22 protein-coding genes are annotated in these 20,839 nt (G+C 72.8%); 12 read left to right on the top strand and 10 right to left on the bottom strand.

The window, feature by feature from the left end:
- Positions 1–42: 42 nt before the first annotated feature.
- Both ACIRNI_RS07085 and ACIRNI_RS07080 read right to left on the bottom strand, forming a co-directional pair.
- Positions 43–744 (bottom strand): copper homeostasis protein CutC, encoded by a 702-nt coding sequence (locus tag ACIRNI_RS07085; RefSeq protein ID WP_403549051.1) that lies wholly within the window; start codon positions 742–744, stop codon positions 43–45.
- Positions 745–802: 58 nt separating this feature from the next.
- Positions 803–1,669, bottom strand: a complete 867-nt coding sequence (locus tag ACIRNI_RS07080; RefSeq protein WP_403549050.1) for a hypothetical protein — start codon at positions 1,667–1,669, stop codon at positions 803–805.
- 190 nt (positions 1,670–1,859) lie between these two features.
- On the opposite strand from ACIRNI_RS07080, the gene ACIRNI_RS07075 reads away from it, so the two are divergent.
- Together ACIRNI_RS07075 and ACIRNI_RS07070 are read left to right on the top strand one after the other, a co-directional pair.
- Positions 1,860–4,130 (top strand): heavy metal translocating P-type ATPase, encoded by a 2,271-nt coding sequence (locus ACIRNI_RS07075; RefSeq protein WP_403549048.1) that lies wholly within the window; start codon positions 1,860–1,862, stop codon positions 4,128–4,130.
- 138 nt (positions 4,131–4,268) lie between these two features.
- Entirely contained in the window at positions 4,269–5,528 is a 1,260-nt protein-coding gene (locus ACIRNI_RS07070) for a TolB family protein (protein WP_403549046.1), read from the top strand.
- A gap of 19 nt (positions 5,529–5,547) precedes the next feature.
- On the opposite strand, the gene ACIRNI_RS07065 is transcribed toward ACIRNI_RS07070, so the two are convergent.
- Positions 5,548–6,207: a maleylpyruvate isomerase family mycothiol-dependent enzyme gene (locus tag ACIRNI_RS07065; RefSeq protein ID WP_403549044.1), complete on the bottom strand. Its 660-nt coding sequence runs from the start codon at positions 6,205–6,207 to the stop codon at positions 5,548–5,550.
- 66 nt (positions 6,208–6,273) lie between these two features.
- On the opposite strand from ACIRNI_RS07065, the gene ACIRNI_RS07060 reads away from it, so the two are divergent.
- From ACIRNI_RS07060 to ACIRNI_RS07045, 4 genes are all read left to right on the top strand, one after another.
- Complete coding sequence (locus ACIRNI_RS07060) at positions 6,274–6,951, top strand: hypothetical protein (protein WP_403549042.1); 678 nt, start codon at positions 6,274–6,276, stop codon at positions 6,949–6,951.
- A gap of 75 nt (positions 6,952–7,026) precedes the next feature.
- Entirely contained in the window at positions 7,027–8,238 is a 1,212-nt protein-coding gene (locus ACIRNI_RS07055) for a Cmx/CmrA family chloramphenicol efflux MFS transporter (protein ID WP_403549859.1), read from the top strand.
- A 203-nt stretch (positions 8,239–8,441) separates the two neighbouring features.
- Positions 8,442–8,738, top strand: coding sequence for a hypothetical protein (locus ACIRNI_RS07050; RefSeq protein WP_355355539.1), 297 nt, complete (start codon positions 8,442–8,444; stop codon positions 8,736–8,738).
- Positions 8,735–9,040, top strand: a complete 306-nt coding sequence (locus ACIRNI_RS07045) for a hypothetical protein (RefSeq protein WP_403549040.1) — start codon at positions 8,735–8,737, stop codon at positions 9,038–9,040. Before ACIRNI_RS07050 ends, ACIRNI_RS07045 begins: the two co-directional genes overlap by 4 nt.
- Before the next feature lie 43 nt (positions 9,041–9,083).
- Here the strand turns inward: ACIRNI_RS07045 and ACIRNI_RS07040 are convergent, their stop codons facing one another.
- Both ACIRNI_RS07040 and ACIRNI_RS07035 read right to left on the bottom strand, forming a co-directional pair.
- The gene (locus ACIRNI_RS07040) at positions 9,084–9,362 is read right to left on the bottom strand and encodes a DUF4031 domain-containing protein (protein WP_403549038.1); all 279 of its coding nucleotides are present in this window, start codon (positions 9,360–9,362) and stop codon (positions 9,084–9,086) included.
- On the bottom strand, positions 9,359–9,715 hold the full coding sequence (locus ACIRNI_RS07035; protein WP_355355545.1) for a hypothetical protein: 357 nt from the start codon (positions 9,713–9,715) through the stop codon (positions 9,359–9,361). The genes ACIRNI_RS07040 and ACIRNI_RS07035 overlap by 4 nt, the downstream gene beginning before the upstream one ends.
- A gap of 85 nt (positions 9,716–9,800) precedes the next feature.
- Between ACIRNI_RS07035 and ACIRNI_RS07030 the strand changes: the two genes are divergently transcribed.
- From ACIRNI_RS07030 to ACIRNI_RS07020, 3 genes are all read left to right on the top strand, one after another.
- Complete coding sequence (locus ACIRNI_RS07030) at positions 9,801–10,748, top strand: MurR/RpiR family transcriptional regulator (protein WP_403549036.1); 948 nt, start codon at positions 9,801–9,803, stop codon at positions 10,746–10,748.
- Positions 10,749–10,767: 19 nt separating this feature from the next.
- Positions 10,768–11,676: an N-acetylmuramic acid 6-phosphate etherase gene (murQ, locus tag ACIRNI_RS07025; protein WP_403549034.1), complete on the top strand. Its 909-nt coding sequence runs from the start codon at positions 10,768–10,770 to the stop codon at positions 11,674–11,676.
- Between the two features lie 78 nt (positions 11,677–11,754).
- On the top strand, positions 11,755–13,125 hold the full coding sequence (locus ACIRNI_RS07020; protein WP_403549032.1) for a PTS transporter subunit EIIC: 1,371 nt from the start codon (positions 11,755–11,757) through the stop codon (positions 13,123–13,125).
- Here the strand turns inward: ACIRNI_RS07020 and ACIRNI_RS07015 are convergent.
- Genes ACIRNI_RS07015 through ACIRNI_RS07000 form a run of 4 tightly spaced genes read right to left on the bottom strand, consistent with a single transcriptional unit; the run spans position 13,118 to position 18,851 of the window.
- Positions 13,118–16,282: a trypsin-like peptidase domain-containing protein gene (locus ACIRNI_RS07015; protein ID WP_403549031.1), complete on the bottom strand. Its 3,165-nt coding sequence runs from the start codon at positions 16,280–16,282 to the stop codon at positions 13,118–13,120. The two genes, ACIRNI_RS07020 and ACIRNI_RS07015, sit on opposite strands and share 8 nt — an antisense overlap.
- A 15-nt stretch (positions 16,283–16,297) precedes the next feature.
- Positions 16,298–16,642 carry a trypco2 family protein gene (locus tag ACIRNI_RS07010; protein WP_403549029.1) on the bottom strand — a complete coding sequence of 115 codons (345 nt, stop codon included), beginning with the start codon at positions 16,640–16,642 and terminating at the stop codon, positions 16,298–16,300.
- A gap of 54 nt (positions 16,643–16,696) precedes the next feature.
- Positions 16,697–17,392 carry an ABC transporter ATP-binding protein gene (locus tag ACIRNI_RS07005; RefSeq protein WP_403549028.1) on the bottom strand — a complete coding sequence of 232 codons (696 nt, stop codon included), beginning with the start codon at positions 17,390–17,392 and terminating at the stop codon, positions 16,697–16,699.
- Positions 17,393–17,432: 40 nt separating this feature from the next.
- The gene (locus ACIRNI_RS07000; protein WP_403549026.1) at positions 17,433–18,851 is read right to left on the bottom strand and encodes an ABC transporter permease; all 1,419 of its coding nucleotides are present in this window, start codon (positions 18,849–18,851) and stop codon (positions 17,433–17,435) included.
- 172 nt (positions 18,852–19,023) lie between these two features.
- On the opposite strand from ACIRNI_RS07000, the gene ACIRNI_RS06995 reads away from it, so the two are divergent.
- Positions 19,024–19,287, top strand: a complete 264-nt coding sequence (locus tag ACIRNI_RS06995) for a WhiB family transcriptional regulator (protein WP_403549023.1) — start codon at positions 19,024–19,026, stop codon at positions 19,285–19,287.
- Between the two features lie 206 nt (positions 19,288–19,493).
- On the opposite strand, the gene ACIRNI_RS06990 is transcribed toward ACIRNI_RS06995, so the two are convergent.
- Complete coding sequence (locus tag ACIRNI_RS06990) at positions 19,494–19,709, bottom strand: hypothetical protein (RefSeq protein ID WP_403549021.1); 216 nt, start codon at positions 19,707–19,709, stop codon at positions 19,494–19,496.
- Between the two features lie 115 nt (positions 19,710–19,824).
- Between ACIRNI_RS06990 and ACIRNI_RS06985 the strand changes: the two genes are divergently transcribed.
- Together ACIRNI_RS06985 and ACIRNI_RS06980 are read left to right on the top strand one after the other, a co-directional pair.
- Positions 19,825–20,667 carry a helix-turn-helix domain-containing protein gene (locus ACIRNI_RS06985; RefSeq protein WP_403549019.1) on the top strand — a complete coding sequence of 281 codons (843 nt, stop codon included), beginning with the start codon at positions 19,825–19,827 and terminating at the stop codon, positions 20,665–20,667.
- Positions 20,648–20,833 carry a DUF397 domain-containing protein gene (locus ACIRNI_RS06980; protein ID WP_403549017.1) on the top strand — a complete coding sequence of 62 codons (186 nt, stop codon included), beginning with the start codon at positions 20,648–20,650 and terminating at the stop codon, positions 20,831–20,833. Before ACIRNI_RS06985 ends, ACIRNI_RS06980 begins: the two co-directional genes overlap by 20 nt.
- Positions 20,834–20,839: the final 6 nt, after the last annotated feature.

Raw genomic sequence — 20,839 nt, 5'->3', positions numbered from 1 at the left:
CGGGGGCCCAGCCCCCGGGCGATCCCCGGAGCCGGAAGCCCCTTACGCCCCCGCGTCCAGCGCCGCACGCCACTCCCGTACCGCCGTCGGCGACACCGGGCCCGACCACCCCGCCGGTCGCGCCGCCCCGCCAATGTGAAAGCCCGTCACCCCGCCGACCAGCAGCTCCGGTACGTGCTCCAGCCGCAGGCCCCCGCCCACCAGGAGCGTCGGCGCGTACCCGGGCTCGTCGCGCCGGGCCGCCGCCGCTTCGGCGAGCAGCGTCGGCAGGCCCTCGTCGACGCCCGCCGCCGAGCCGGCGGTCAGGTAGGTGTCGAGGCCCGGCAGGTCCGCGAGCTGCTTGCGCGCGGCGTCGCGGTCGGCGGCCCGGTCGAGCGCGCGGTGGAAGGTCCACCGGCATCCCTCCAGCTCCGCGACCAGCCGTTCGACGGTGACGAGGTCCACGTGCCCGGCGGCGTCCAGGAAGCCCAGGACGAACTCGTCCGCGCCCTCCGCGCGCATCTCGCGCGCCACCCGCACCAGCGCGTCGACGTCGCCCGCCGCGAAGCCGTCCGCGAGGCGCAGCATCACGCGCAGCGGGATGTCCACGGCGGCGCGGATGCGGCCGTAGGTCTCGCGGGACGGGGTGAGCCCGTCCGCGGCCATGTCGGTGACCAGTTCGAGGCGGTCCGCCCCGCCCGCCTGGGCGGCGATCGCGTCGTCCGCGTCGAGCGCGATCACCTCCAGGAGTGCACGGTTGCTCACGCTCACTGGGACTCCATTCCTCGATGCTCCGGCAGACAGGTCTAGTCCATTGACCAGCCTAATGCGCGTGCACGGTGAAAGCAGCCGTACGGACTTTCCCCTCGTGCCGGAAGTCGAGGAAGAGGCGGTACGCGCCCGAGCTCGGCGCCGTCGCCGTGAACGACACCTCCGGCCCGGCCGGCCCCTCGTGCGGGTGGACGTGGAGGTATGCGAGGTCCCCGGCGCGCAGCGCGACGAGGTGCCCGTACGCACCCAGGTAGGGCTGGAGGTCCGTCACCGGCGCGCCGTCCCGGGTGACGCGCAGCGTCAGCTCGCTCGGGCGCCCCGGTACGGGGGTCCCGCGCAGCTCGACGCGGTAGCCGTCGACCTCGGCGACCCGGCTCGGCGCGGGGAGCGCCGCCGGGCGGTACGCCCCCGCGACCGCGAGGTCCGCCCCGAGGGTGAGGCCCTTGGCCCCGGCGGGCCCCGCGGGCGTGAAGTCGGCGAAGGCGCGGTAGTCGCCGGCCTTCGGCAGCTCGACCGGCGCCGACCAGGTGCCGTCGGCCCCGCGCGCCGGGTGGAGGTGCCGGTACACGGTCAGGTCGCGCGAGGCGAGGATGAGGTGGAGCTCCTTGCCGTGTTCGCGCTCGTACGCGGTGACCTTGCGGCCGTGCGCGTCCGTGATCGCGAAGCGCAGCTCGCCGGGCGCGCCCGCGGTGAGCGCCGACGGCTCCAGGGCGAGGGTGTACCCGGCTTCGGAGACCTGGAGCCCGCCGGGCCCGGACGCCGCCGCTGCGGCGTCGGGGGCCGCCGCGTGTCCCCCATGGGCGGCGGGCGCGACGACCGGGCCGACGACCGGGTCGACGCCCTTGCCGACGCCGTACGCCGTGCCGAACGTCGCGGCGAGTGCCGCCGCGAAGGCGGTGATCTTCACTCCGGTGTGCATGACCGACTCCTTGGTACGGGTCCGAGACCTGCGTGACACCACCCACTAGATACCCCCTGGGGGTATGAAGTCAAGGTGCGACGACACTTGCGGACCCATACCCGCCCCCGGTATACATGGAGTCGCAGAGCAAGTACCCCCCAGGGGTATCTCTCCACGAGGTAGGCCCACGACAAGGAGCGGCAGCGGCATGAGCACCCCCACCACGACGACGGCCACGACCACGGCCCACATCGAGCTCGCCATCGGCGGCATGACCTGCGCCTCCTGCGCCGCCCGCATCGAGAAGAAGCTCAACCGCATGGACGGCGTCGAGGCGACCGTCAACTACGCCACCGAGAAGGCGAAGGTCACCTACCGGGGCGAGGACGTCTCCGTCCAGGACCTCATCGCCACCGTCGAGGCCACCGGCTACACCGCGCACGAGCCGGCGCCGCCCCCGCCGGCCCACGCACCGAACCGCCCGGCCGAGCCGGAAGACGGGGAAGAGCTGCGCCCGCTGCGCCAGCGCCTGCTCACGGCCGTCGCCCTCTCCGTCCCCGTCATCGCGATGGCGATGGTCCCGGCCCTCCAGATCGAGTACTGGCAGTGGCTCTCGCTCACCCTCGCCGCGCCCGTCGTCACGTACGCCGCCTGGCCCTTCCACCGCGCCGCCTGGAAGAACGCGCGGCACGGCGCGGCGACGATGGACACGCTGATCTCCGTCGGCACGTCGGCGGCGTTCCTGTGGTCGCTGTGGGCGCTGTTCTTCGGTACGGCCGGGACGCCCGGCATGACCCACGCCTTCGAGCTCACCATCGCCCGCAGCGACGGCGCCGGGAACATCTACCTGGAGGCCGCCGCCGGGGTCACCGCCTTCATCCTCGCCGGGCGCTACTTCGAGGCCCGCTCCAAGCGCAGGGCGGGCGCGGCGCTGAAGGCCCTGCTGGAGCTGGGCGCGAAGGAGGTCACGGTCCTGCGCGACGGCCGCGAGACCCTCATCCCGACCGCCGAACTCCAGGTCGGCGACCGCTTCCTGGTCCGGCCCGGCGAGAAGATCGCCACGGACGGCACGGTCGTGGAGGGCTCCTCCGCCGTCGACGCGTCGATGCTGACCGGCGAGTCCGTCCCGGTCGAGGTCGGCGTCGGCGACACCGTCACGGGCGCGACGATCAACGCCGGCGGCCGGCTCGTCGTCGAGGCCACGCGCGTCGGCGCCGACACCCAGCTGGCGCGGATGGCCCGGCTCGTGGAGGACGCGCAGAACGGCAAGGCCGCCGCGCAGCGCCTCGCCGACCGCGTCTCGGCGGTCTTCGTCCCGGTCGTCATCGGTCTCGCGCTCGCCACGCTCGGCTTCTGGCTCGGCAACGGCGCCGGCCTCACGGCCGCCTTCACCGCCGCCGTGGCCGTACTGATCATCGCCTGCCCGTGCGCCCTGGGCCTCGCGACCCCGACGGCCCTGCTGGTCGGTACGGGCCGGGGCGCCCAGCTCGGCATCCTCATCAAGGGCCCGGAGGTCCTGGAGACGACCCGCACGGTGGACACCATCGTCCTGGACAAGACCGGCACCGTGACCACCGGAAAGATGACGCTCCTGGCCGCCCACACCGCCGAGGGCACCGACGAGCGGGACGTGCTGCGGCTGGCGGGCGCGCTGGAGCACGCCTCCGAGCACCCGATCGCCCAGGCGGTCGCCGCCGGAGCCGCCGCCAAGGTGGGCGCCCTCCCGGCGCCCGAGGACTTCGCGAACGTCCCCGGTCTCGGCGTCCAGGGCATCGTCGAGGGCCACGCGGTCCTGGTCGGGCGCGAGCAGCTGCTCGCCGAGTGGTCCCTCGCCCTCCCCGCCGGGCTGAAGCGGGCGAAGGAGGCGGCGGAGGCGGCCGGCCGCACGGCCATCGCCGTGGCGTGGGACGGCGAGGCGCGCGCGGTCCTGGAGGTCGCGGACGCGGTCAAGGAGACCAGCCCGGAGGCGATCCGCCGCCTGCGCGCGCTGGGTCTGACCCCGATCCTGCTCACCGGCGACAACCGCGCGGTCGCGGAGGCCGTCGCCGCCGAGGTCGGCATCGACGAGGTGATCGCCGAGGTCATGCCGGAGGACAAGGTCGAGGTGGTCAAGCGCCTCCAGGCGGAGGGCCGTTCGGTGGCCATGGTCGGCGACGGCGTCAACGACGCGGCCGCCCTCGCCCAGGCCGACCTGGGGCTCGCCATGGGCACGGGCACGGACGCCGCCATCGAGGCGGGCGACCTCACCCTCGTACGCGGCGACCTGCGGGCGGCGGCGGACGCGATCCGCCTCTCCCGCAAGACCCTCGGCACGATCCGCTCGAACCTCTTCTGGGCCTTCGCCTACAACGTCGCGGCCCTGCCCCTCGCCGCCGCCGGCCTGCTCAACCCGATGATCGCCGGAGCGGCCATGGCCTTCTCCTCGGTCTTCGTCGTCGGCAACAGCCTGCGGCTGCGCGGCTTCAAGGCCGCGTCGTAACGGGACTCGTAACGGGACTCGGACCTGGCTCTACTTGGCCAGGTCCGAGGCCCGTACGCACCGAAGTTGACCTTCAATGCTCACCAGGGGGACGGACCACGTCCCCACCCACCCTGGGAGCGAATCTCGATGAGCTCGATGAGACGGAATTTACGGTACGCGGCGACGACGGCCCTGGCTGTCGTCGCCTTCGCCACGGCCACGGCGCCTCCCGCCGCCGCCGACTGGCCCACGGGCCGCACGGAGCGCGTGACCCTCACCAGCACCGGCGCGCAGGCCGCGAAGGGCTCGCTCGGCGGCTCGATGAGCGCCGACGGGCGGTACGTCACGCTCGTCTCCCACTCGGCCGACCTCGTGCCGGGCGACACGAACGGCATCACCGACGTCTTCGTCCGCGACCGCCAGACCGGCACGGTCGAGCGCCTCAACCTGACGCCGTCCGGCGGCCAGTCGAAGACCCCCGCGTACGACCCGGAGATCAGCCCCGACGGCCGGTACGTCGCGTTCAAGTCCGCCGCCGCCGACCTGGTGGCGGGCGACACGAACGGCAAGGACGACTTCTTCATACGCGACCGCCAGACCCGCACCACCCGGAAGATCACGGGCACCGTGCCCGACTTCTCCCTCTTCTCCGTGTCGTTCAGCCCCGACAGCCGTTACGCCGGGTACGCGGCCGGCGGCATCCACCTGTACGACCTCCAGTCCGGCACCCTCACCCGGGTGGGCCCCTGGCGGGACGACGTCTACGGCGTCACCCTCGGCACCGGCGCCCGCCACATCGCCTTCGAGTCGCACCGCACCGACATCGTGGCGGACGACACCAACGGCACCGGGAACGACGTCTTCGTCCACGACCGCCAGACCGGCACCACCGAGATCGTGAGCCGGGGCAACGACGGCCGACAGGCGAGCGGGGCGACCGACACGGCGATCAGCGCCGACGGGCGGTACGTGTACTTCAGCTCCGGCACGCAGGGGCTCGTGCCCGGCGACACCGACACCTTCTCGGATGTCTTCGTCCGCGACCGCCAGGCGCAAACCACGACCCGCGTGAGCGTGGCGAGCGACGGCCGCTCCGGGCAGCCGCCCGCCGAGATCTGGGTGCCGGGCTCCCGCTTCCCCGTGATCAGCCCGGACGGCCGCTACGCCGTCTTCTCGTCCACCATGAAGGGCCTGGATCCGCTGGACACGGGCGCGGAGTTCGACGCCTTCGTCCACGACCTCCAGACGGGGACCACGCACCTCGTCAGCCGCGCCGACGGTACGGGCACCGCGCACAAGGGCGACGCGGTCGACGTCAGCGCGGACGGCCGGACGGTCTCCTTCACGTCGTACGCCACGGACCTCGTACCGGGCGACACCAACGCGGAGACGGACGTCTTCGTCCGCGTCCGCTGAGCCGCCTGACTCCAGGCCCCTAGCCGAACAGCGCCAACTCCGCTTCCCGCACCCCCGCCAGGTCGTAGCGCGTACCCGTCAGGGGCCGCGCCGCGTACAGCCGGATGAGCGTGGATGCGGGCCCGATGTACCGCGCCGGCGGGTGCTCACCCGTCGCCGCGCCCAGCAGCACCGGCTCGTCCAGGTCGTCGAGGTCCGCGTGGAGCGGCGGCGTGGCGCGGGCGCGGGTCACCGCGGCGAGCAGGTCCAGCGCCGGGGCGAGACTCGCGCCCGCGTACGCCCCCGGCTCACCGAGGGCCTCGCGTACGTCACCGGCGTGCACCCACTCCCCGAGGGCGATCCCGTCGAGCCGCCCGTCGGCCGCCTTCGCGATGACCGGCCCCGCGTCGGTCATGCCGCGCTCCAGCTCGTCGACGATCTCGGCGTTCGCCAGCCCGGCGCGCTCCTCGATGTCCCGGTCGTTGGCCTCGGGGCTGAAGACGCCCTCCTCGAACCGGTCCTCCACGACCCGCGTGAGCGCCGCCGCGCAGTGCGCGAGCACATGCCGTACCGTCCAACCGGGACAGCAGGTGCGGACGGCGAACGCCTCGTCAGGAAGCTTGCGGAGGAAGGGGATCAGGGCGTCACGCTCGGTACGCAGCAACAGCCCGGGCAGCTCTGGATCACGTACGTCGGTCATGGCCCCAGCAAACCGCCCATGGCCCTCCACGGCAACCGCCCGGCGGCGCCCCGGCACAATGACTTCATGGCCGCACCCTCCACGCCCCGCCACCCGGCCCACGACGACCTGCTCATGCGCTGGACGCTGGCCGTCCACGTTGCCCGCGACACCGACGACTGCATGACGTCGCCCAACCGCTACGCGGCGAACCTCCTCGCCCGCTGGGCCGAGCCGCACCGCCGCTACCACACCACCGACCACCTGATCGCGGTGCTCGACCGGATCGACGAGCTGGCCGCGTACGCCGACGACCCCGATCTCGTCCGCCTCGCCGCCTGGTTCCACGACGCCGTCTACCTCCCGGAGCGCTCCACCAACGAGGAGCGCAGCGCCCGCCTCGCCGAGCGCGCCCTGCCGGAGCTCGACATCGACGAGGCCCGTACGCGCGAGGTCGCCCGGCTCGTCCGCCTGACGATCACCCACGACCCGGCCGAGGGCGACCGCAACGGCGAGGTCCTCTGCGACGCCGACCTCGCGATCCTCGCCGCCGACCCGGAGCGGTACGCGGCGTACGCGGCGGCGGTCCGCGAGGAGTACGGCTTCGTCCCCGACGACGCCTTCCGCGAGGGCCGCGCGGCGGTCCTGCGGCAGCTACTCGGCCTGCCGCACCTCTTCCGCACGCCGCACGGCCGCCGGGAGTGGGAGGAGCGGGCGCGGCAGAACCTGACGACGGAGCTCTCGCTGCTGGAGACAGGAATGTAAGCCACGTGACAGGTGTTGGTCCCTGTCATGCCGCCTCATACCGACGACCGCACCGCCGGCACCGACCGCACCCGCATGCCCCTGGCCGTCTACATCCTCGGCCTGTCCGTCTTCGCGCTCGGTACGAGCGAGTTCATGCTGTCGGGGCTGCTGCCGCCGATCGCCGCCGACATGGACGTGTCCATTCCGCGCGCCGGCCTGCTGATCTCGGCGTTCGCGATCGGCATGGTGATCGGCGCGCCGCTGCTGGCGGTGGCCACGCTGCGGCTGCCGCGCAAGACGACGCTGGTCACGCTGATCACGGTGTTCGGCCTCGGCCAGGTCGCCGGCGCGCTGGCGCCCTCGTACGGCGTGCTCTTCGCGTCCCGCGTGATCAGCGCGCTCGCCTGCGCCGGGTTCTGGGCGGTGGGCGCGGCGGTCGCGATCGCGACGGTGCCGTTCGGGGCGCGCGCCCGGGCGATGGCCGTGATGATCGGCGGTCTGTCGATCGCGAACGTCCTGGGCGTCCCGGCGGGCGCCTTCCTCGGCGAGCACCTGGGCTGGCGGTCGGCGTTCTGGGCGGTGGCCCTGGCGTCCGCGATCGCGCTGGTCGGCGTGGTGACGCTCATCCCGCGCATCCCGCGCCCCGAGGTGCGGCCCCGGCTGCGCCGGGAGCTGGCCATCTACCGCGACCGCCACGTCTGGCTGGCGGTGGCGATCACCGCGCTCGCCGCAGGCGGCGTGTTCTGCGCCTTCTCCTACCTCGCCCCGCTGCTGACGGACGTCGCCGGACTCGACGCGGGCTGGGTGCCGACGGTGCTGGCGCTCTTCGGCGTCGGCGCGCTGGTGGGGACGACGATCGGCGGCCGCGTCGCCGACGCGCACCTCTTCGGCGTGCTGCTGAGCGGCATCGCGGCGTCGACGGTCTTCCTGGTGGCGCTCGCGCTCTTCGCCTCCAGCCCGGTCGCCGTGATCACGCTCTCCTTCCTCCTGGGCGTCTCGGCCTTCTATACGGCCCCGGCGCTGAACGCCCGCATGTTCAACGTCGCGGGCGCGGCCCCCACCCTGGCGGGCGCCACGACGACGGCGGCCTTCAACCTCGGCAACACCGGCGGCCCCTGGCTCGGCGGCACGGTCATCGACGCGGGCCTGGGCTTCGCCTCCCCGGCCTGGGCGGGCGCGGCGATGACCCTCCTGGCCCTGGCCACGGTCGCCGTGGCCCTGCGCCTCCACGGCCGTACGTCCTCGTCCCGCCTGGTCACGGGCGCGAAGGGGCAGGTGGAGAGCGCGAACGTTTCCGTCCACTGAGCCTTGCCACCAGGGCCCCAACGGGCGTCCGGGTCTCCCTCCCCACCCTCGCCCTCGTCGCCATGACCGTCGCCAAGCCCCTTCGCGAGGTGGCCCTGGCAGCCTCCGAGCTCGGCATGTGCCACGAAGCGGAGGGCTGGTTCACCTGAACCGGGTAGCGTCATGGGCAGAGGCCGAGACGGACGAGGGAAGGAATCGGCGTCGTGAGCGAGAACCCCATCCAGCCGGTGGCACCGGCGGAGCCGCCCCCCATGCGGACCCTCGGCGAGGTGCGGGCCGCGCTCGCCGCCGGGCTCGGCTTTCCCGGCGACTTGGCGCGCATGGAGGCGGAGCTCGCCGCGACCCTGGACCGCGTCGACTACACCGACCTGCGTGAGGTCTCCGCGATCATCGCCGCGTACCGGGGGCACGTGCTGACACGCTGCGACCCCGGATTCGAGGACGCTCTCGCCGAGGGCGTGGACCTGGCTCTCGCGCTGAAGCGGGAAGGCGACCGTTGAGCGACAGCAGCGAAGCGGTCATCGTCGAGGTGACGCACGCGGCCCGGAAGCGTGTCGAGCAGCTCGGCCCTGGGGCGGCGGCCGCCGTCGAGGAACTCCGTGCCGAACTGGAGCAGACGCCTACGCTCGGCCGTCGCGTGCGCGTTCTCGGCGATCACGCGGAGGTCTGGGTGACGCGTATCGAGGCGCGCGCCGACGTCCCGGCGCTATCCGTGACCTACGTTCACCTGCCGCACCCCGCACCGCCGACTGCCGCGATCGTCTCAGTCGTACCGGACGACGGGAACACCGAAGGGCCGTAGCGCACCCGCCGACCCGCCGTCGGCGACCGCGCGGACCGCGCCGTCAGCCCGTCCCCGACCCCGAGTGCCGCTTCGGACGTCGCAGGCCCGACTTCCTGAGGAGGCGTACGACCTCCCGGGAGCCGATCTCGACCGCGCCGGCCGCGACCGCGTCCGCGTACCGCGACGACGGGACGTCGTAGTGGTCGCGGTCGAAGGCACGGCGCGGGGCGCCGATCTTCTCGGCGAAGGCGTGCAGCTCGTCGTAGGAGACGTCGCTGATCATGTGGGACCACATGCGGCCATGGCCCGGCCAGTTCGGCGGGTCGATGTAGACCGTCACGTGAGGCCGCCCACGGGCGCCACCACCACGCCCGCCTTGGCGCAGACCCAGTGCGGGTCGGGGCCCAGCTCCGGCTCGACGTCCAGTGCGTGCGGGTCGCCCGCGTCGCAGACCGGGCACAGCGGCCAGCGGCCGTACCGCTCCAGCAGCGCGTCCTGGACGTCCTGGGCGACGAGCCCGGCGAGATAGCCGACGCCCTCGGGCCACTGCTCGACCCACCAGCGGCGGTGCGTCACCGAGTCCTCGACGAGCGAGACGACCTCGGCCTGGGCGACCTCCCGCGCGACGAGGTCGGCGAGGACCCGCGCGCGGGCGGCGTGCAGGGCCTGCTCAAGGGGGTCTAGCGCGTTCATGGAGCCATTGTCGCCCCTGAAGCCCCACCGGCCACCGGGTGGGGAAGGGTTGACGACCTCAGACAGTGAAAATACCTTTCACAAGGTGACCAGCCATGTGAAGGAAACTTTCACCGCCGCCGTCCCCACGGCCCCCACCAGCACCGCGGCGGCCGCCCCCGCCCCCGCCGCGCTCGCCGCCAAAGTCCGCACCCTCGCCCCCTCCATGACGCGCTCCATGCAGCGCGTCGCCGAAGCCGTCGCCTCCGACCCCGCCGGCTGCGCCGCCCTCACGGTCACCGGCCTCGCCGAGCTCACCGGCACCAGCGAGGCCACCGTCGTCCGCACCGCCCGCCTGCTCGGCTACCCCGGCTACCGCGACCTGCGCCTCGCGCTCGCCGGCCTCGCCGCCCAGCAGCAGTCCGGCCGGGCCCCGTCCGTCACCGCCGACATCGCGGTCGACGACCCCCTCGCGGACGTCGTCGCGAAGCTCGCGTACGACGAGCAGCAGACCCTCGCCGACACCGCCGCGGGCCTCGACACCGTCCAGCTCGGCGCCGCCGTCACCGCGCTGGCCGCCGCCCGCCGCACCGACATCTACGGCGTCGGCGCCTCCGGCCTCGTCGCCCAGGACCTGGCGCAGAAGCTGCTGCGCATCGGGCTCGTCGCCCACGCGCACAGTGACCCGCACCTCGCCGTCACCAACGCCGTCCAGCTCCGTTCCGGTGACGTCGCCATCGCCATCACCCATTCGGGCTCCACCGGCGACGTCATAGAACCGCTCCGCGTCGCCTTCGACCACGGCGCGACGACCGTCGCCATCACCGGCCGCCCGGACGGACCGGTCTCGCAGTACGCCGACCACATACTCACCACCTCGACGGCCCGCGAGAGCGAGCTGCGCCCGGCCGCCATGTCGTCGCGCACGAGCCAACTGCTCGTCGTGGACTGCCTCTTCACGGGCGTCACACAGCGCACGTACGAGACGGCCGCCCCCGCTCTCGCCGCGTCGTACGAGGCGCTCGCCCACCGCCACACCCCCCGCACCCGCTGAAAGAGCAGAGCACGATCAGATGAACCCCTCCGAACTCGCCACCCTCACCACGGAAGCCTTCCGCCCCGACCTCGCGGACGTCGACCGGCTCCCCACCGCCGAGATCGCCCGCCTGATGAACGCCGAGGACCAGTCCGTCCCGACCGCCGTCGCCACGCAGCTCCCCCGGATCGCCGCCGCCATCGACGCCACCGCCGCCCGCATGGCCCACGGCGGCCGCCTGATCTACGCGGGCGCGGGCACGGCCGGCCGCCTCGGCGTGCTGGACGCCAGCGAGTGCCCGCCCACCTTCAACACCGCCCCCGGCCAGGTCGTCGGCCTCATCGCGGGCGGCCGTGCGGCGATGACGGAGGCGGTCGAGGGCGCCGAGGACTCCAAGGACCTGGCCGCCGAGGACCTCGCGGCCCTGGAGCTGCGCGCCGACGACACGGTGGTCGGCGTCTCCGCCTCCGGCCGTACGCCGTACGCCGTCGGCGCGGTCGAACACGCCCGTACGGCGGGGGCCCTGACGATCGGCCTCTCCTGCAACCCGGGCAGCGCGCTCGCGGCCGCCGCCGACCACGCCATCGAGGTCGTCGTGGGCCCGGAGTTCGTGACGGGCTCGACCCGCCTGAAGGCGGGCACGGCACAGAAGCTCGTCCTCAACATGATCTCGACGATCACGATGATCCGCCTGGGCAAGACGTACGGAAACCTCATGGTCGACGTCCGCGCCTCCAACGCCAAGCTCCGCGCCCGCTCCCACCGCATCGTCGCCCTCGCGACCGGCGCCCCGGCCCCCGCCATCGACGCGGCCCTCGCGGCCACGGACGGCGAGGTGAAGCCCGCGATCCTGACCCTCCTGGCGGACGTCGACGCGGAGACGGCGGTCCGCCTGCTGAAGGAGACGGACGGCCACCTCCGCGCGGCGCTCGACGCCCATTCCTAGGGGCGGAACGGGTGGGCGCAACCCACCCCCGGCGTGCAGCCGCCGTGCGAACGCCGACCGAGTTGGCACCATCCGCGCATGACCGCACCCGCCAGCCCCCGCACCACGGCCGAGGCTCTGCTCCCCCTCCTCGGCGGCGCCACCAACATCACCTCCGTCGCCCACTGCATGACCCGCCTCCGCCTCACGCTCCGCGACCGCGCCCCCGTCCAGGACGCGGAGATCAGGAAGCACCCCGCCGTCCTCGGCGTCGTCGAGGACGGCGACAGCTACCAGATCGTGCTCGGCCCCGGCACCGTCGCCCGCGTCACCCCCGAGTTCGAGGCCCTCCTCGTCCAGGCCCGGGGCACCGCGATCAAGGAGGCGCAGAAGGCGAGGAACGCCACGCCCCTCAAGCTGCTCCTCCGCCGCGTCGCCGCCATCTTCGTTCCCCTCATCCCCGCCCTCATCGGCTGCGGCATCATCGCCGGCCTCAACGGCCTCCTCATCAACCTCCGCCTGCTCCCCGCCCTCACCCCCGCCCTCGCCGCCATCGCCTCCGGCTTCATGGCGCTGATCGCCGTCTTCGTCGGCATCAACACCGCCAAGGAGTTCGGCGGCACCCCGGTCCTCGGCGGCGCGGTCGCGGCGATCATCGTGTACGCGGGCGTCGCGAACGTCCACGTCCTCGGCCACGCCCTCGCCCCGGGCCAGGGCGGCGTCCTCGGCGCCCTCGCCGCCGCGCTGCTGGCCACCCGCGTCGAGAAGTGGTGCCGCCGCCGCGTCCCCGAGGCCCTCGACGTCCTCATCACCCCCACCCTCACCGTCCTCGTCGCCGGTCTCGTCACCCTCTTCGGCCTGATGCTGCTCGCGGGCGCGGTCTCCAACGCCATCGGCACCTTCGCGGACTGGCTCCTCACCCACGCGGGCGCCGCCGCCGGATTCGTCCTCGGGGGCCTGTTCCTCCCGCTCGTCATGCTCGGCCTGCACCAGGCCCTCATCCCCATCCACACCACCCTCATCGAGCAGCAGGGCTACACCGTCCTGCTCCCCATCCTCGCCATGGCGGGCGCGGGCCAGGTCGGCGCGGCAGCGGCCGTGTACGTACGGTTGCGCCACCGCACCGACCTCCGACGCACCATCAAGTCCGCGATGCCCGCGGGCCTCCTCGGCGTCGGCGAACCCCTCATCTACGGCGTCTCCCTCCCCCTCGGCCGCCCCTTCATCACCGCCTGCGTCGGCGGCGCCTTCGGCGGCGGTGTCGTCGGTCTGTGCGGCATGCTCGGCGCCAAGGTCGGCTCGACGGCCATCGGCCCCTCCGGCTGGGCGCTGTTCCCGCTGCTCAACGGCGACCAGGGCCCGGCCGCGCTCACCACGGTCGCCATCTACACGGCCGGCCTCCTCACCGGTTACGTCACCGGCTTCCTCGCCACTTACTTCTTCGGCCTCGGCAAGCACGTGCTCACGTGACCAGGGAGATCCATCCCGCGAGCGTGCCGACGGCCTCCAGCGCCGCTTCGATGTCGGAGTTGTCATGAGGCGGGGGCCCGAGTCCGGACGTCACCACGAGGAGAAACCCGCCGCGCCGACGAACGCACTGCTCGAATGCCGGCGGCAGACCAACCCCCCAGGTATCCAGGCCCACCTGGACGAGGAGCCCGTCGTCCACGAGCCGCGCGGCCCTCGGCGCGCCTCGCATCTCGACGGTGAGACGCCCGCGCGCGTCCATCGCCCCGGGTGCGTTCAGCGGCTTGAGCACGGTGTCCGCCCCGGCGGTCACCGGCCCCGCCACACGCCACCGGCGGGATCCGCGGTCCTCGGGTTCGAGATGGAGATACTCGGCGGACGGGTTCACCACCATGACGACGTGCTGGTCCTCCGGCCGGTCCCCGATCATCACCGCCTCCGACCACCACGAGGCACCGCTTCCCGAGATGAGGTTCACCAGGCCGGAGTCGTTCCACCGCGGAAAGCGGCACATGCCGAAGTGGAAGATCTTCGCGAAGGTGAGTCCCGCCATGGCCTCGTCGACACACAATGCCGGCACTCCCTCTCCCAGCGGGTGGCCGCAGTCCATGCAGTCCTTCGCCCACAGGTGCGCCATCACCGAGCGCACCCCGCTGTCGCCCAGCCTCTCCAGAGTGCCCTGGTCCACCGCCACGGCCCGCAGCCCGCGTTCCGTCCCCTCCCGTTCGAGGACGGTCCAGTCCACAAGGCTTCCCGCGTCCGCCGCCCTGCGCTCCCAGTCCCGGCCGGTTTCCAGATCACCGAGCGCCATCGCCACCACGGAGGCAACGAGCATCCCGGTCTGGTCGCCCAACAGCATGGCGTCGCGGCGCGCACCGGCATACGCGCGACCGAGGAACGCGTTCGCCTGGTCCACCTCATCCCGGCACAGCAGCACACCGGCGTACGAGAGGGCCGCGTACGGCATCCCGGCCTCCGCCGCCACGCGCAGCGCGTCGAGGGACTCGGCGTGGTTCCAGTCCCGGCGCAGGACGTCCGAATAGCTGAGGGCGCTGCCCGCGTCTCCGAGCTCGCTCCCCTTCCGCCACCATTCGACCGCTTCCTGCTCTTCGCCCATGAGCTCGGCCACGCGGCCGAGCGCCCCGAAGGACTCCGTCACCCCCCGTTCCACCGCGCGCAGGAACCAACCGCGGGCCCCTGTCAGGTTGCCGCCCTCCACCTCTAGGCAACCGACGTTGTGCGCGGCCATCCCGTCGCCACGCCCGGCCGCCTCGACCCACCAGCGTTCCGCTTCCGTACGCCTGTCGGCGCGCAGCAGCGCGCCGCCCAGGTTGACCATCGCGTCCACGTTCCCCGCTTCGGCCCGGGGGATCAGCAGGTCGATGGCCACGTCGACGCGGGCGGCCGCCTGCGCCGCCAGCGACATGATGTCCCAGTCCGCGTCCCCGACCAGGGTCACGGCCACCCGCCAGGTCTCCTCGGGCAGCTCCTCGATGGAGGAGGTACGCGCCGTGGCGGAGACCAGGTAGTCGAAGGGCCGCCACCGACCCTCGCGGGCGGGGATCAGCGGGCTGGTCACGCCGAGCAGCACCTCGGTGGCCCACTCCCAGGCCTCCTCCAGCGGTTCGGGCCGCAGCGCCGCGCCGCCGAGCGCGTCGAGGTAGTGGCCGTGCAGGGTTTCGAGGACGCTCTTGTCGACGGCGCTGCGCAGCCCGGTCCGCGCGAGGTCCACGGCCGCGGCGACGAGCGCGGCCCCGCGCGGGTTGGCGTTCGCCTGCGCGGCCTCCTTCCACAGGTTCCAGGTCTGCGGGCCTGCCGCCAGGTACTCGGCCACGCCGTGTACGGCGTCGGCGGCGAGGGCCTCCGCCATGCGCGGGTCGGCCGCGGCCTTCCGCGCCCGCGTGCGCTCCGGCTCGGTCCACGTCCGCTGGAGGAGCAGGTGACTGCTCGCGCGGACGACCCGGGCGGCACTGTGCTGCGTCCCCACGTCCGCTGCGCCCTGCCGCGCGGAGCCGGTCCTCACCAGCGGCCGGTAGAACTCGGAGCGCATCGTGGCCAGGACGACGCACCCCAGCTCCGTGAGCTCCTGCAGCAGCCGTGGCGTGAGCCCGTCGGGTCGCAGGTACATCTGGAGGTCGTCCAACCACAGGACATGGCCTCCGTCGCCCCGTTGTGCCACCGAGGCGGCGAGCCCGGTCAGCGGCGCATCCGGGTCGGGATGGCAGATCGACCAGCCCGCGAGCGTGCGCCGCATGGCCTCGAAGAGCGCCCGCGTCTTGCCCGCCGCCGAGTCGCCGGTCACCAGCAGCATCCCCCCGGTACGGGCGAGCCGGCCGATCCTGGCGTCGAGCTCCTCGTCGCAGTCACGGGGGACGTAGTCGATGTGGTCCGGCAGACCCGCCGCTTCGAGCAGCCGGTGGACGCCGAACCCGGCCGGGTCGGCGGCGTCCACACCGCCCCACCCGAAGGCGTCACCGCCGTCGGCGCGCCCGTCGTCGCCCGCCCCCGAGCCCGCGATCGTCGCGACCGCGGGCGGCCGCCCCGTATACCGCCGCAGGGCGGCCATGAACCCCGCGTCATCGACGAGGACGTGGGCGGGCACCGCCTCCACCCGCCCGTGACCCCAGGCGACCGGGTCCCCGGAGGCGACCCCCACCAGCACCCCGTCCACGAACAGCGCGGCGCCCGACATGCCGCTCCAGGGCGAGGGGCCGTCCCCCGGGGCCGGAGCACCGTGGACGTTGTCCAGGACGTATCGCCCGCGGAGCAGGGAGCTGCCCGGTTTGAGGGTGCCGACGAGCTGCTCCGTATCGGGTCGGCCACCGGCCCACGCGGCGTCCGGGTATCCGATGGCCTGGCAGCCCGGGCGGGGGTCCAGGGTGGTCACCCGGCCCCACACCACGGCGGGCAAGGAAGCCGCGGTCTCCGCGTCGACCAGGTCGGCCTCGGCGAGGAGCAGAGCGGCGTCGCACCGGTCGTCGTCGCGTGACCAGACCACCTCGCAGCGCTGGAGTCCCGTGCCTCCGGGCACCCCGGCCTTTGGCTGCGCCCCCTCCTTGAGGACATGGGCTGCGGTCAGCACGAGCCGACCGGTCAGCAGGAACCCACTGCCCCGCGCCCCCGCGTCCACCAGGGCGATACGCCGCTGCTTCAGGATCACGACAGGTCCCCCGCCTTATCCGTGCGACCGCCCGCCCGGAGCCGGCTCGAAGGCGCTCAGGTCGGCTTCCCTGTCGTTGCCGATGCGCACTGACCCGCCCGTCGTCACGTCCTTGGCCTTCAAGGTCAGAGAGACCCGCTGGGTCCGCCGCTTCCCGGCGCTGCCTTCCAGGTCGCCCGAGACCACCCACGCCTTGAAGCCCGCCTTGGCCTTGGCATCCCGCCGGAGCTCAACCTCGAACTCCAGGGTGATGTCGTCGACTTCGAACCGGATCCGTTCGCCGTCCGCCGCCACCGCGGCGGCAGCCAGCTCGTCCCGCAGCGCTCGTACCGCCTCGGTCAACTCGATGTCGTCGGCCATCGACACGCCTCCCCCTTCGCCGTTGCCACCTATCCTGCCCCAGGTGGCGCCCGCTTACGGTGCCTTCCCCACCACCTGCTCCCTGATCGCCACGCGCCCCTTCCTGATCGTCGCGACCCTCGGCGCCCGCCGCGCCAGTGCCGTGTCGTGGGTGACCATCACGAAGGTCAGGCCGTTCTCCTCCCACAGCCCTTCCAGGACGTCCATGATCTCGTCGCGCGTCGACTCGTCGAGATTGCCGGTCGGCTCGTCCGCGAGCAGCACCGCGGGCCGCTTCACCAGTGCCCGCGCTATGGCCACGCGCTGCTGCTGCCCGCCCGACAGCTCCCCGGGCAGGTGTCCGCGCCGCTCCCCGAGCCCCACGGACGCCAGCGCCTCCGCCGCCCGCTCGCGCCGCTCGCGGGCCCGCAGGCCGGGCAGCGGGACGAGCGCGGTCTCCACGTTCTCCTGCGCCGTGAGCGTCGGCACGAGGTTGAAGCTCTGGAACACGAACCCGATCTTCTCCGCCCGCACGCGCGTCAGCCGCGCCTCCGGCAGCGTGGCCAGGTCGATGCCGTCCAGCACCACACTGCCCTCCGTCGGCCGGTCCAGGCCGCCGAGCATCTGCAACAGCGTGGACTTGCCGCCGCCCGTCGGCCCCTGGATGACCAGCCGCCCGCCGTCCTCGATGACCAGGTCCACACCGTCCAGCGCCTGAACGGTCTCCTTGCCGCGCCGGTACCGCTTGGTGACGCCCCTGAGCTCGTACATCTACTGTCAACTCCAGTCGAACGTAAGGAAGGTGGTGCGGTTACGCGACGCGGCGCAAGGCGTCCGCCGGCCGCAGCCGGGCCGCGCGCCACCCGCCGAACGCGCCCGCGACGAGCCCGCCCGCGACGGCGAGGCCGACGGCGAGCGCCACGGTCGCGGCCGACACGGGAGCGGTGAGCGCGATGTCGAGCGCCCGCGTGCCCGCCTCACCGCGCAGGGGCCCGGGCCCGCGCCCCGCGCCCACCGCGCCGAGCTCCGCCGTGAGCGTCGGCCCGAACGCCGTGATCGCCCACGCCCCGGCCAGCCCCACGCCGATGCCGAGCACGCCGCCTATCAGCCCGTGCACCAGCGCCTCGCCGACGACCTGCCGCGTCACCCGGCCGCTCCGCCACCCCAGCGCCTTCAACGTGCCGAACTCCCGCACCCGCCTGCTCACCGCCGACGACGTCAGCAGCCCCGCCACCAGGAACGCCGCCGCCAGCACGACCGCCGAGAGCCATGTGCCCACGCCCGAGGCCAGGTCGGAGGCGGTGGACAGCGACCCGGAGACCGTGTTCGCGAGGTCGGCGGAGGTCGTCACCGTCGTCCCCGGGATGTTCTGCTGGATCGTGCCCTTGACCTCCTCGATCCGCTGCGAGTCGGCCGCCCGGACGTACACGGTCGTCACCTTGTCCTTGGCGTCCGCGAGGCTCTGCGCCTGCGCGAGCGGCAGGTAGACGTTGGCGGCGGCGTCGCCGCTGTCGGCGGTCGCTATCCCGATGACGCCGTACGCCGTCCCGGAGACCGTGAGCTTCCCACCCACGCCGAGCTTCTGCTCCTTGGCGTACGCCGAGTCGACGACGGCGACCTTGGAGTTCGCCTCGCTCGCCATGAACGTCCGCCCGGAGGTTATCTTCGAGGACGTCAGCGGCCCGAGCCCCAAGTGCGCCACGTCGGTGCCGTACACGCTGTACGAGTCGACGCCGAACGCCGCCCCGCCGCCCTGCACCTTGCCGCCCCCGGCACCACCACCGCCGCCCGCGCCTCCGGGCGGTCCCTCGGGCCGAATCTCACCCCGCTTGAACTCGCCGTCCACCTTCATCACGCGCAGGCTCAACCCGCCGACGGCCTCCGCGACCCCATCCTGCTTCCCGACCTGCGCGACCACCGAAGACGCCAGGGTCTCGAGCCCCTGCACCATGACGACGTCCCGGCTCTGCCGCTCGTCCCCGGCGTCGAACTCGAACCGCGGCTTCCGTACCGTGTCCCCCTCCCCCGGCGGAGCGGCGGCCTTGGTGACGGTCATGTCGGTCCCGAGCCCGTACAGGGACTGAAGGACCTTGCCCTGGGCCTGGTTCATCCCGGCGGCGACCGCGCTCACGACGATCACCAGCGCGATCCCGAGCGCCAGTCCGGAGGCGACGACGAGCGCCGCCTTCCTTCGGCGGCGCACCTCGCGCCGGAGGTAAGTGAAGAACATGCCAACGAACGTAAGAACCGCGGGTGATGAAGGCTTAAGCCCGCGATGAGAGTCCGATGAGAAGAAAAGAAGTGGAGAAGAGGAATCGAGTCTGCCGTTTCAGCGGCAGGAGGGCGGTCACCCGAAGAGAAACCCCCGACGAACTCTCAACGACACTCTCAGGGAGACCCTGATGGACAACTGGCGTACCGCCGCGGCCTGCCGGCACGAAGACCCCGACCTGTTCTTCCCGATCGGGACCAGCGGGCCGGCCATGCTCCAGACCCAAGCCGCCAAGTCCATCTGCCACGGCTGCCCGGTACGCGAACCGTGCCTGCAGTGGGCGATGGACAACGGCCAGGAGAGCGGCGTATGGGGCGGCCTGAGCGAGGACGAACGTCGAGCGCTCAAGCGCCGCTCCCGCAACCGCAGCCGCGCGGCCAGCGCCCGCCGCTGAGACCTAAGGCGCCAGTCTCCACTGCCGGTTGAGCTGCCGCACCCGCTCTCTCAGCACCTCTCTCGGCGGCGCCGGGCTCAGCACCTCGGGCGGACAGTCCCACTCCCGGCCCCCTCCCGGCGGACGCAGCTGTACGTAACCGCCGACGTGGCCCATCACCTGACCGACGCGCCCGCTCCGGCCGTCGATCACGTACTCCCCCGCCTTCACCGGCGCACCTCGTGGAGAACGGCGACCAGCCTCATCGCCGCATCGAGGTTGCAGCGCCCCAGATCCACCAGCGGGTACGGCGCCTCACTCGACGCGGTGACCGGGTCCACCCCCAGGGACGGCAGCACCACCCCCAGTCCCCGCAGCTCGCTCCGCAGCTGGTCCACCACTTCCTCGGCCGCCCGCAGCCGCTCCGCCGATCGCAACTCCATGACCTGCCACCTCCACGCTGTGTATTCGGCTTCTGTACACAGAGTGGTCGACTTGGGGCTAGCCTGAACATATATGGGGCCCAACAACCCCATCTGTGCTAACGGGAGTTGACACATGCCCCGTCCGAAGGATCTGGATCCGTTCTCCTCGCCCCGCGCACTCATCGGCAAGGAGCTGCGCCACCTGCGCGAAGCCGCAGGTCACAGCCAGGACTCGCTGGGTGAGTTGCTCTTCGTGAGCGGATCGTTCATCGGCCAGCTGGAGCTGGGCATCCGCCGGATCCAGCCGGAGATGGCGGTCCGCCTCGACGAGATCCTGAAGACGAACGGCTTCTTCGTCCGCAACTGCGGCGCCCCGAGCAAGTCGAAGTACCCGGACCACTTCGCGGAGGCGGCGGAGGCGGAAGCGATCGCGGTGGCGATCAAGGAGTACGCGCCACAGCTGATTCCGGGGTTGTTGCAGACGGAGGCGTACGCGAGGGCGGTGTTCCGTGGCGGACGCCCCACCGCCACCGAAGACGCCATCGACCACCTGACCCAAGTCCGACTCGAACGCGCCCACGTGCTCGGTGATCCAACAAAGCCGGTGTTCTGGACCGTCTTGGACGAAGCGGTGCTCCGCCGCGAGGTGGGCGGCCCCGCGGTGATGGCGGAAGCCCTTCGTTACGTCGCGGAGTTCGCGCGGCGCCACCGGATCATCGTGCAGGTACTTCCGTTCTCCGCAGGCGGGCACATGGCGATCGAAGGAGCCCTCAAGCTGATGTCCTTCGACGATGCCCCGCCGCTCGCCTATCTCCAGGCGCTGGGCACTGGCCGATTGGAAGACGACCCGGCCACTGTCCGACACCACGAACTGACCTACGATCTGGTTGGGGCCAGCGCACTGTCACCCAATGAATCCCTGGCCCTGATCGAATCAGTGGCGGAGGATTACGCCCATGAAGATCGACACCCTTGAGTGGCGCAAGTCCAGCTACAGCGGTCCCAGCGGCGGTGACTGCCTCGAAGTCGCCGACGACAACCCCGACCTCGTCCCCGTCCGCGACTCCAAGAACCCGCACGGCCCGAAGCTCGTGTTCCGGGCGGCGGCCTGGTCGGCCTTCGTGGCGGACCTCAAGCAGTAAGCGGAG

This window comes from Streptomyces sp. NPDC093546, assembly GCF_044765045.1.
In the GTDB taxonomy this organism is placed as follows: domain Bacteria; phylum Actinomycetota; class Actinomycetes; order Streptomycetales; family Streptomycetaceae; genus Streptomyces.
This window is presented reverse-complemented; position numbering and strand designations above follow the sequence as displayed.

Excerpts from the sequence above, each read along its gene's own strand:
- ACIRNI_RS07080 (WP_403549050.1), bottom strand. The coding sequence starts at position 1,669 with ATGCACACCGGAGTGAAGATCACCGCCTTCGCGGCGGCACTCGCCGCG.
- ACIRNI_RS07075 (WP_403549048.1), top strand. The coding sequence starts at position 1,860 with ATGAGCACCCCCACCACGACGACGGCCACGACCACGGCCCACATCGAG.
- ACIRNI_RS07070 (WP_403549046.1), top strand. The coding sequence starts at position 4,269 with ATGAGACGGAATTTACGGTACGCGGCGACGACGGCCCTGGCTGTCGTC.
- ACIRNI_RS07065 (WP_403549044.1), bottom strand. The coding sequence starts at position 6,207 with ATGACCGACGTACGTGATCCAGAGCTGCCCGGGCTGTTGCTGCGTACC.
- ACIRNI_RS07060 (WP_403549042.1), top strand. The coding sequence starts at position 6,274 with ATGGCCGCACCCTCCACGCCCCGCCACCCGGCCCACGACGACCTGCTC.
- ACIRNI_RS07055 (WP_403549859.1), top strand. The coding sequence starts at position 7,027 with ATGCCCCTGGCCGTCTACATCCTCGGCCTGTCCGTCTTCGCGCTCGGT.
- ACIRNI_RS07035 (WP_355355545.1), bottom strand. The coding sequence starts at position 9,715 with ATGAACGCGCTAGACCCCCTTGAGCAGGCCCTGCACGCCGCCCGCGCG.
- murQ (WP_403549034.1), top strand. The coding sequence starts at position 10,768 with ATGAACCCCTCCGAACTCGCCACCCTCACCACGGAAGCCTTCCGCCCC.
- ACIRNI_RS07020 (WP_403549032.1), top strand. The coding sequence starts at position 11,755 with ATGACCGCACCCGCCAGCCCCCGCACCACGGCCGAGGCTCTGCTCCCC.
- ACIRNI_RS07010 (WP_403549029.1), bottom strand. The coding sequence starts at position 16,642 with ATGGCCGACGACATCGAGTTGACCGAGGCGGTACGAGCGCTGCGGGAC.
- ACIRNI_RS07005 (WP_403549028.1), bottom strand. The coding sequence starts at position 17,392 with ATGTACGAGCTCAGGGGCGTCACCAAGCGGTACCGGCGCGGCAAGGAG.
- ACIRNI_RS07000 (WP_403549026.1), bottom strand. The coding sequence starts at position 18,851 with ATGTTCTTCACTTACCTCCGGCGCGAGGTGCGCCGCCGAAGGAAGGCG.
- ACIRNI_RS06995 (WP_403549023.1), top strand. The coding sequence starts at position 19,024 with ATGGACAACTGGCGTACCGCCGCGGCCTGCCGGCACGAAGACCCCGAC.
- ACIRNI_RS06990 (WP_403549021.1), bottom strand. The coding sequence starts at position 19,709 with ATGGAGTTGCGATCGGCGGAGCGGCTGCGGGCGGCCGAGGAAGTGGTG.
- ACIRNI_RS06985 (WP_403549019.1), top strand. The coding sequence starts at position 19,825 with ATGCCCCGTCCGAAGGATCTGGATCCGTTCTCCTCGCCCCGCGCACTC.
- ACIRNI_RS06980 (WP_403549017.1), top strand. The coding sequence starts at position 20,648 with ATGAAGATCGACACCCTTGAGTGGCGCAAGTCCAGCTACAGCGGTCCC.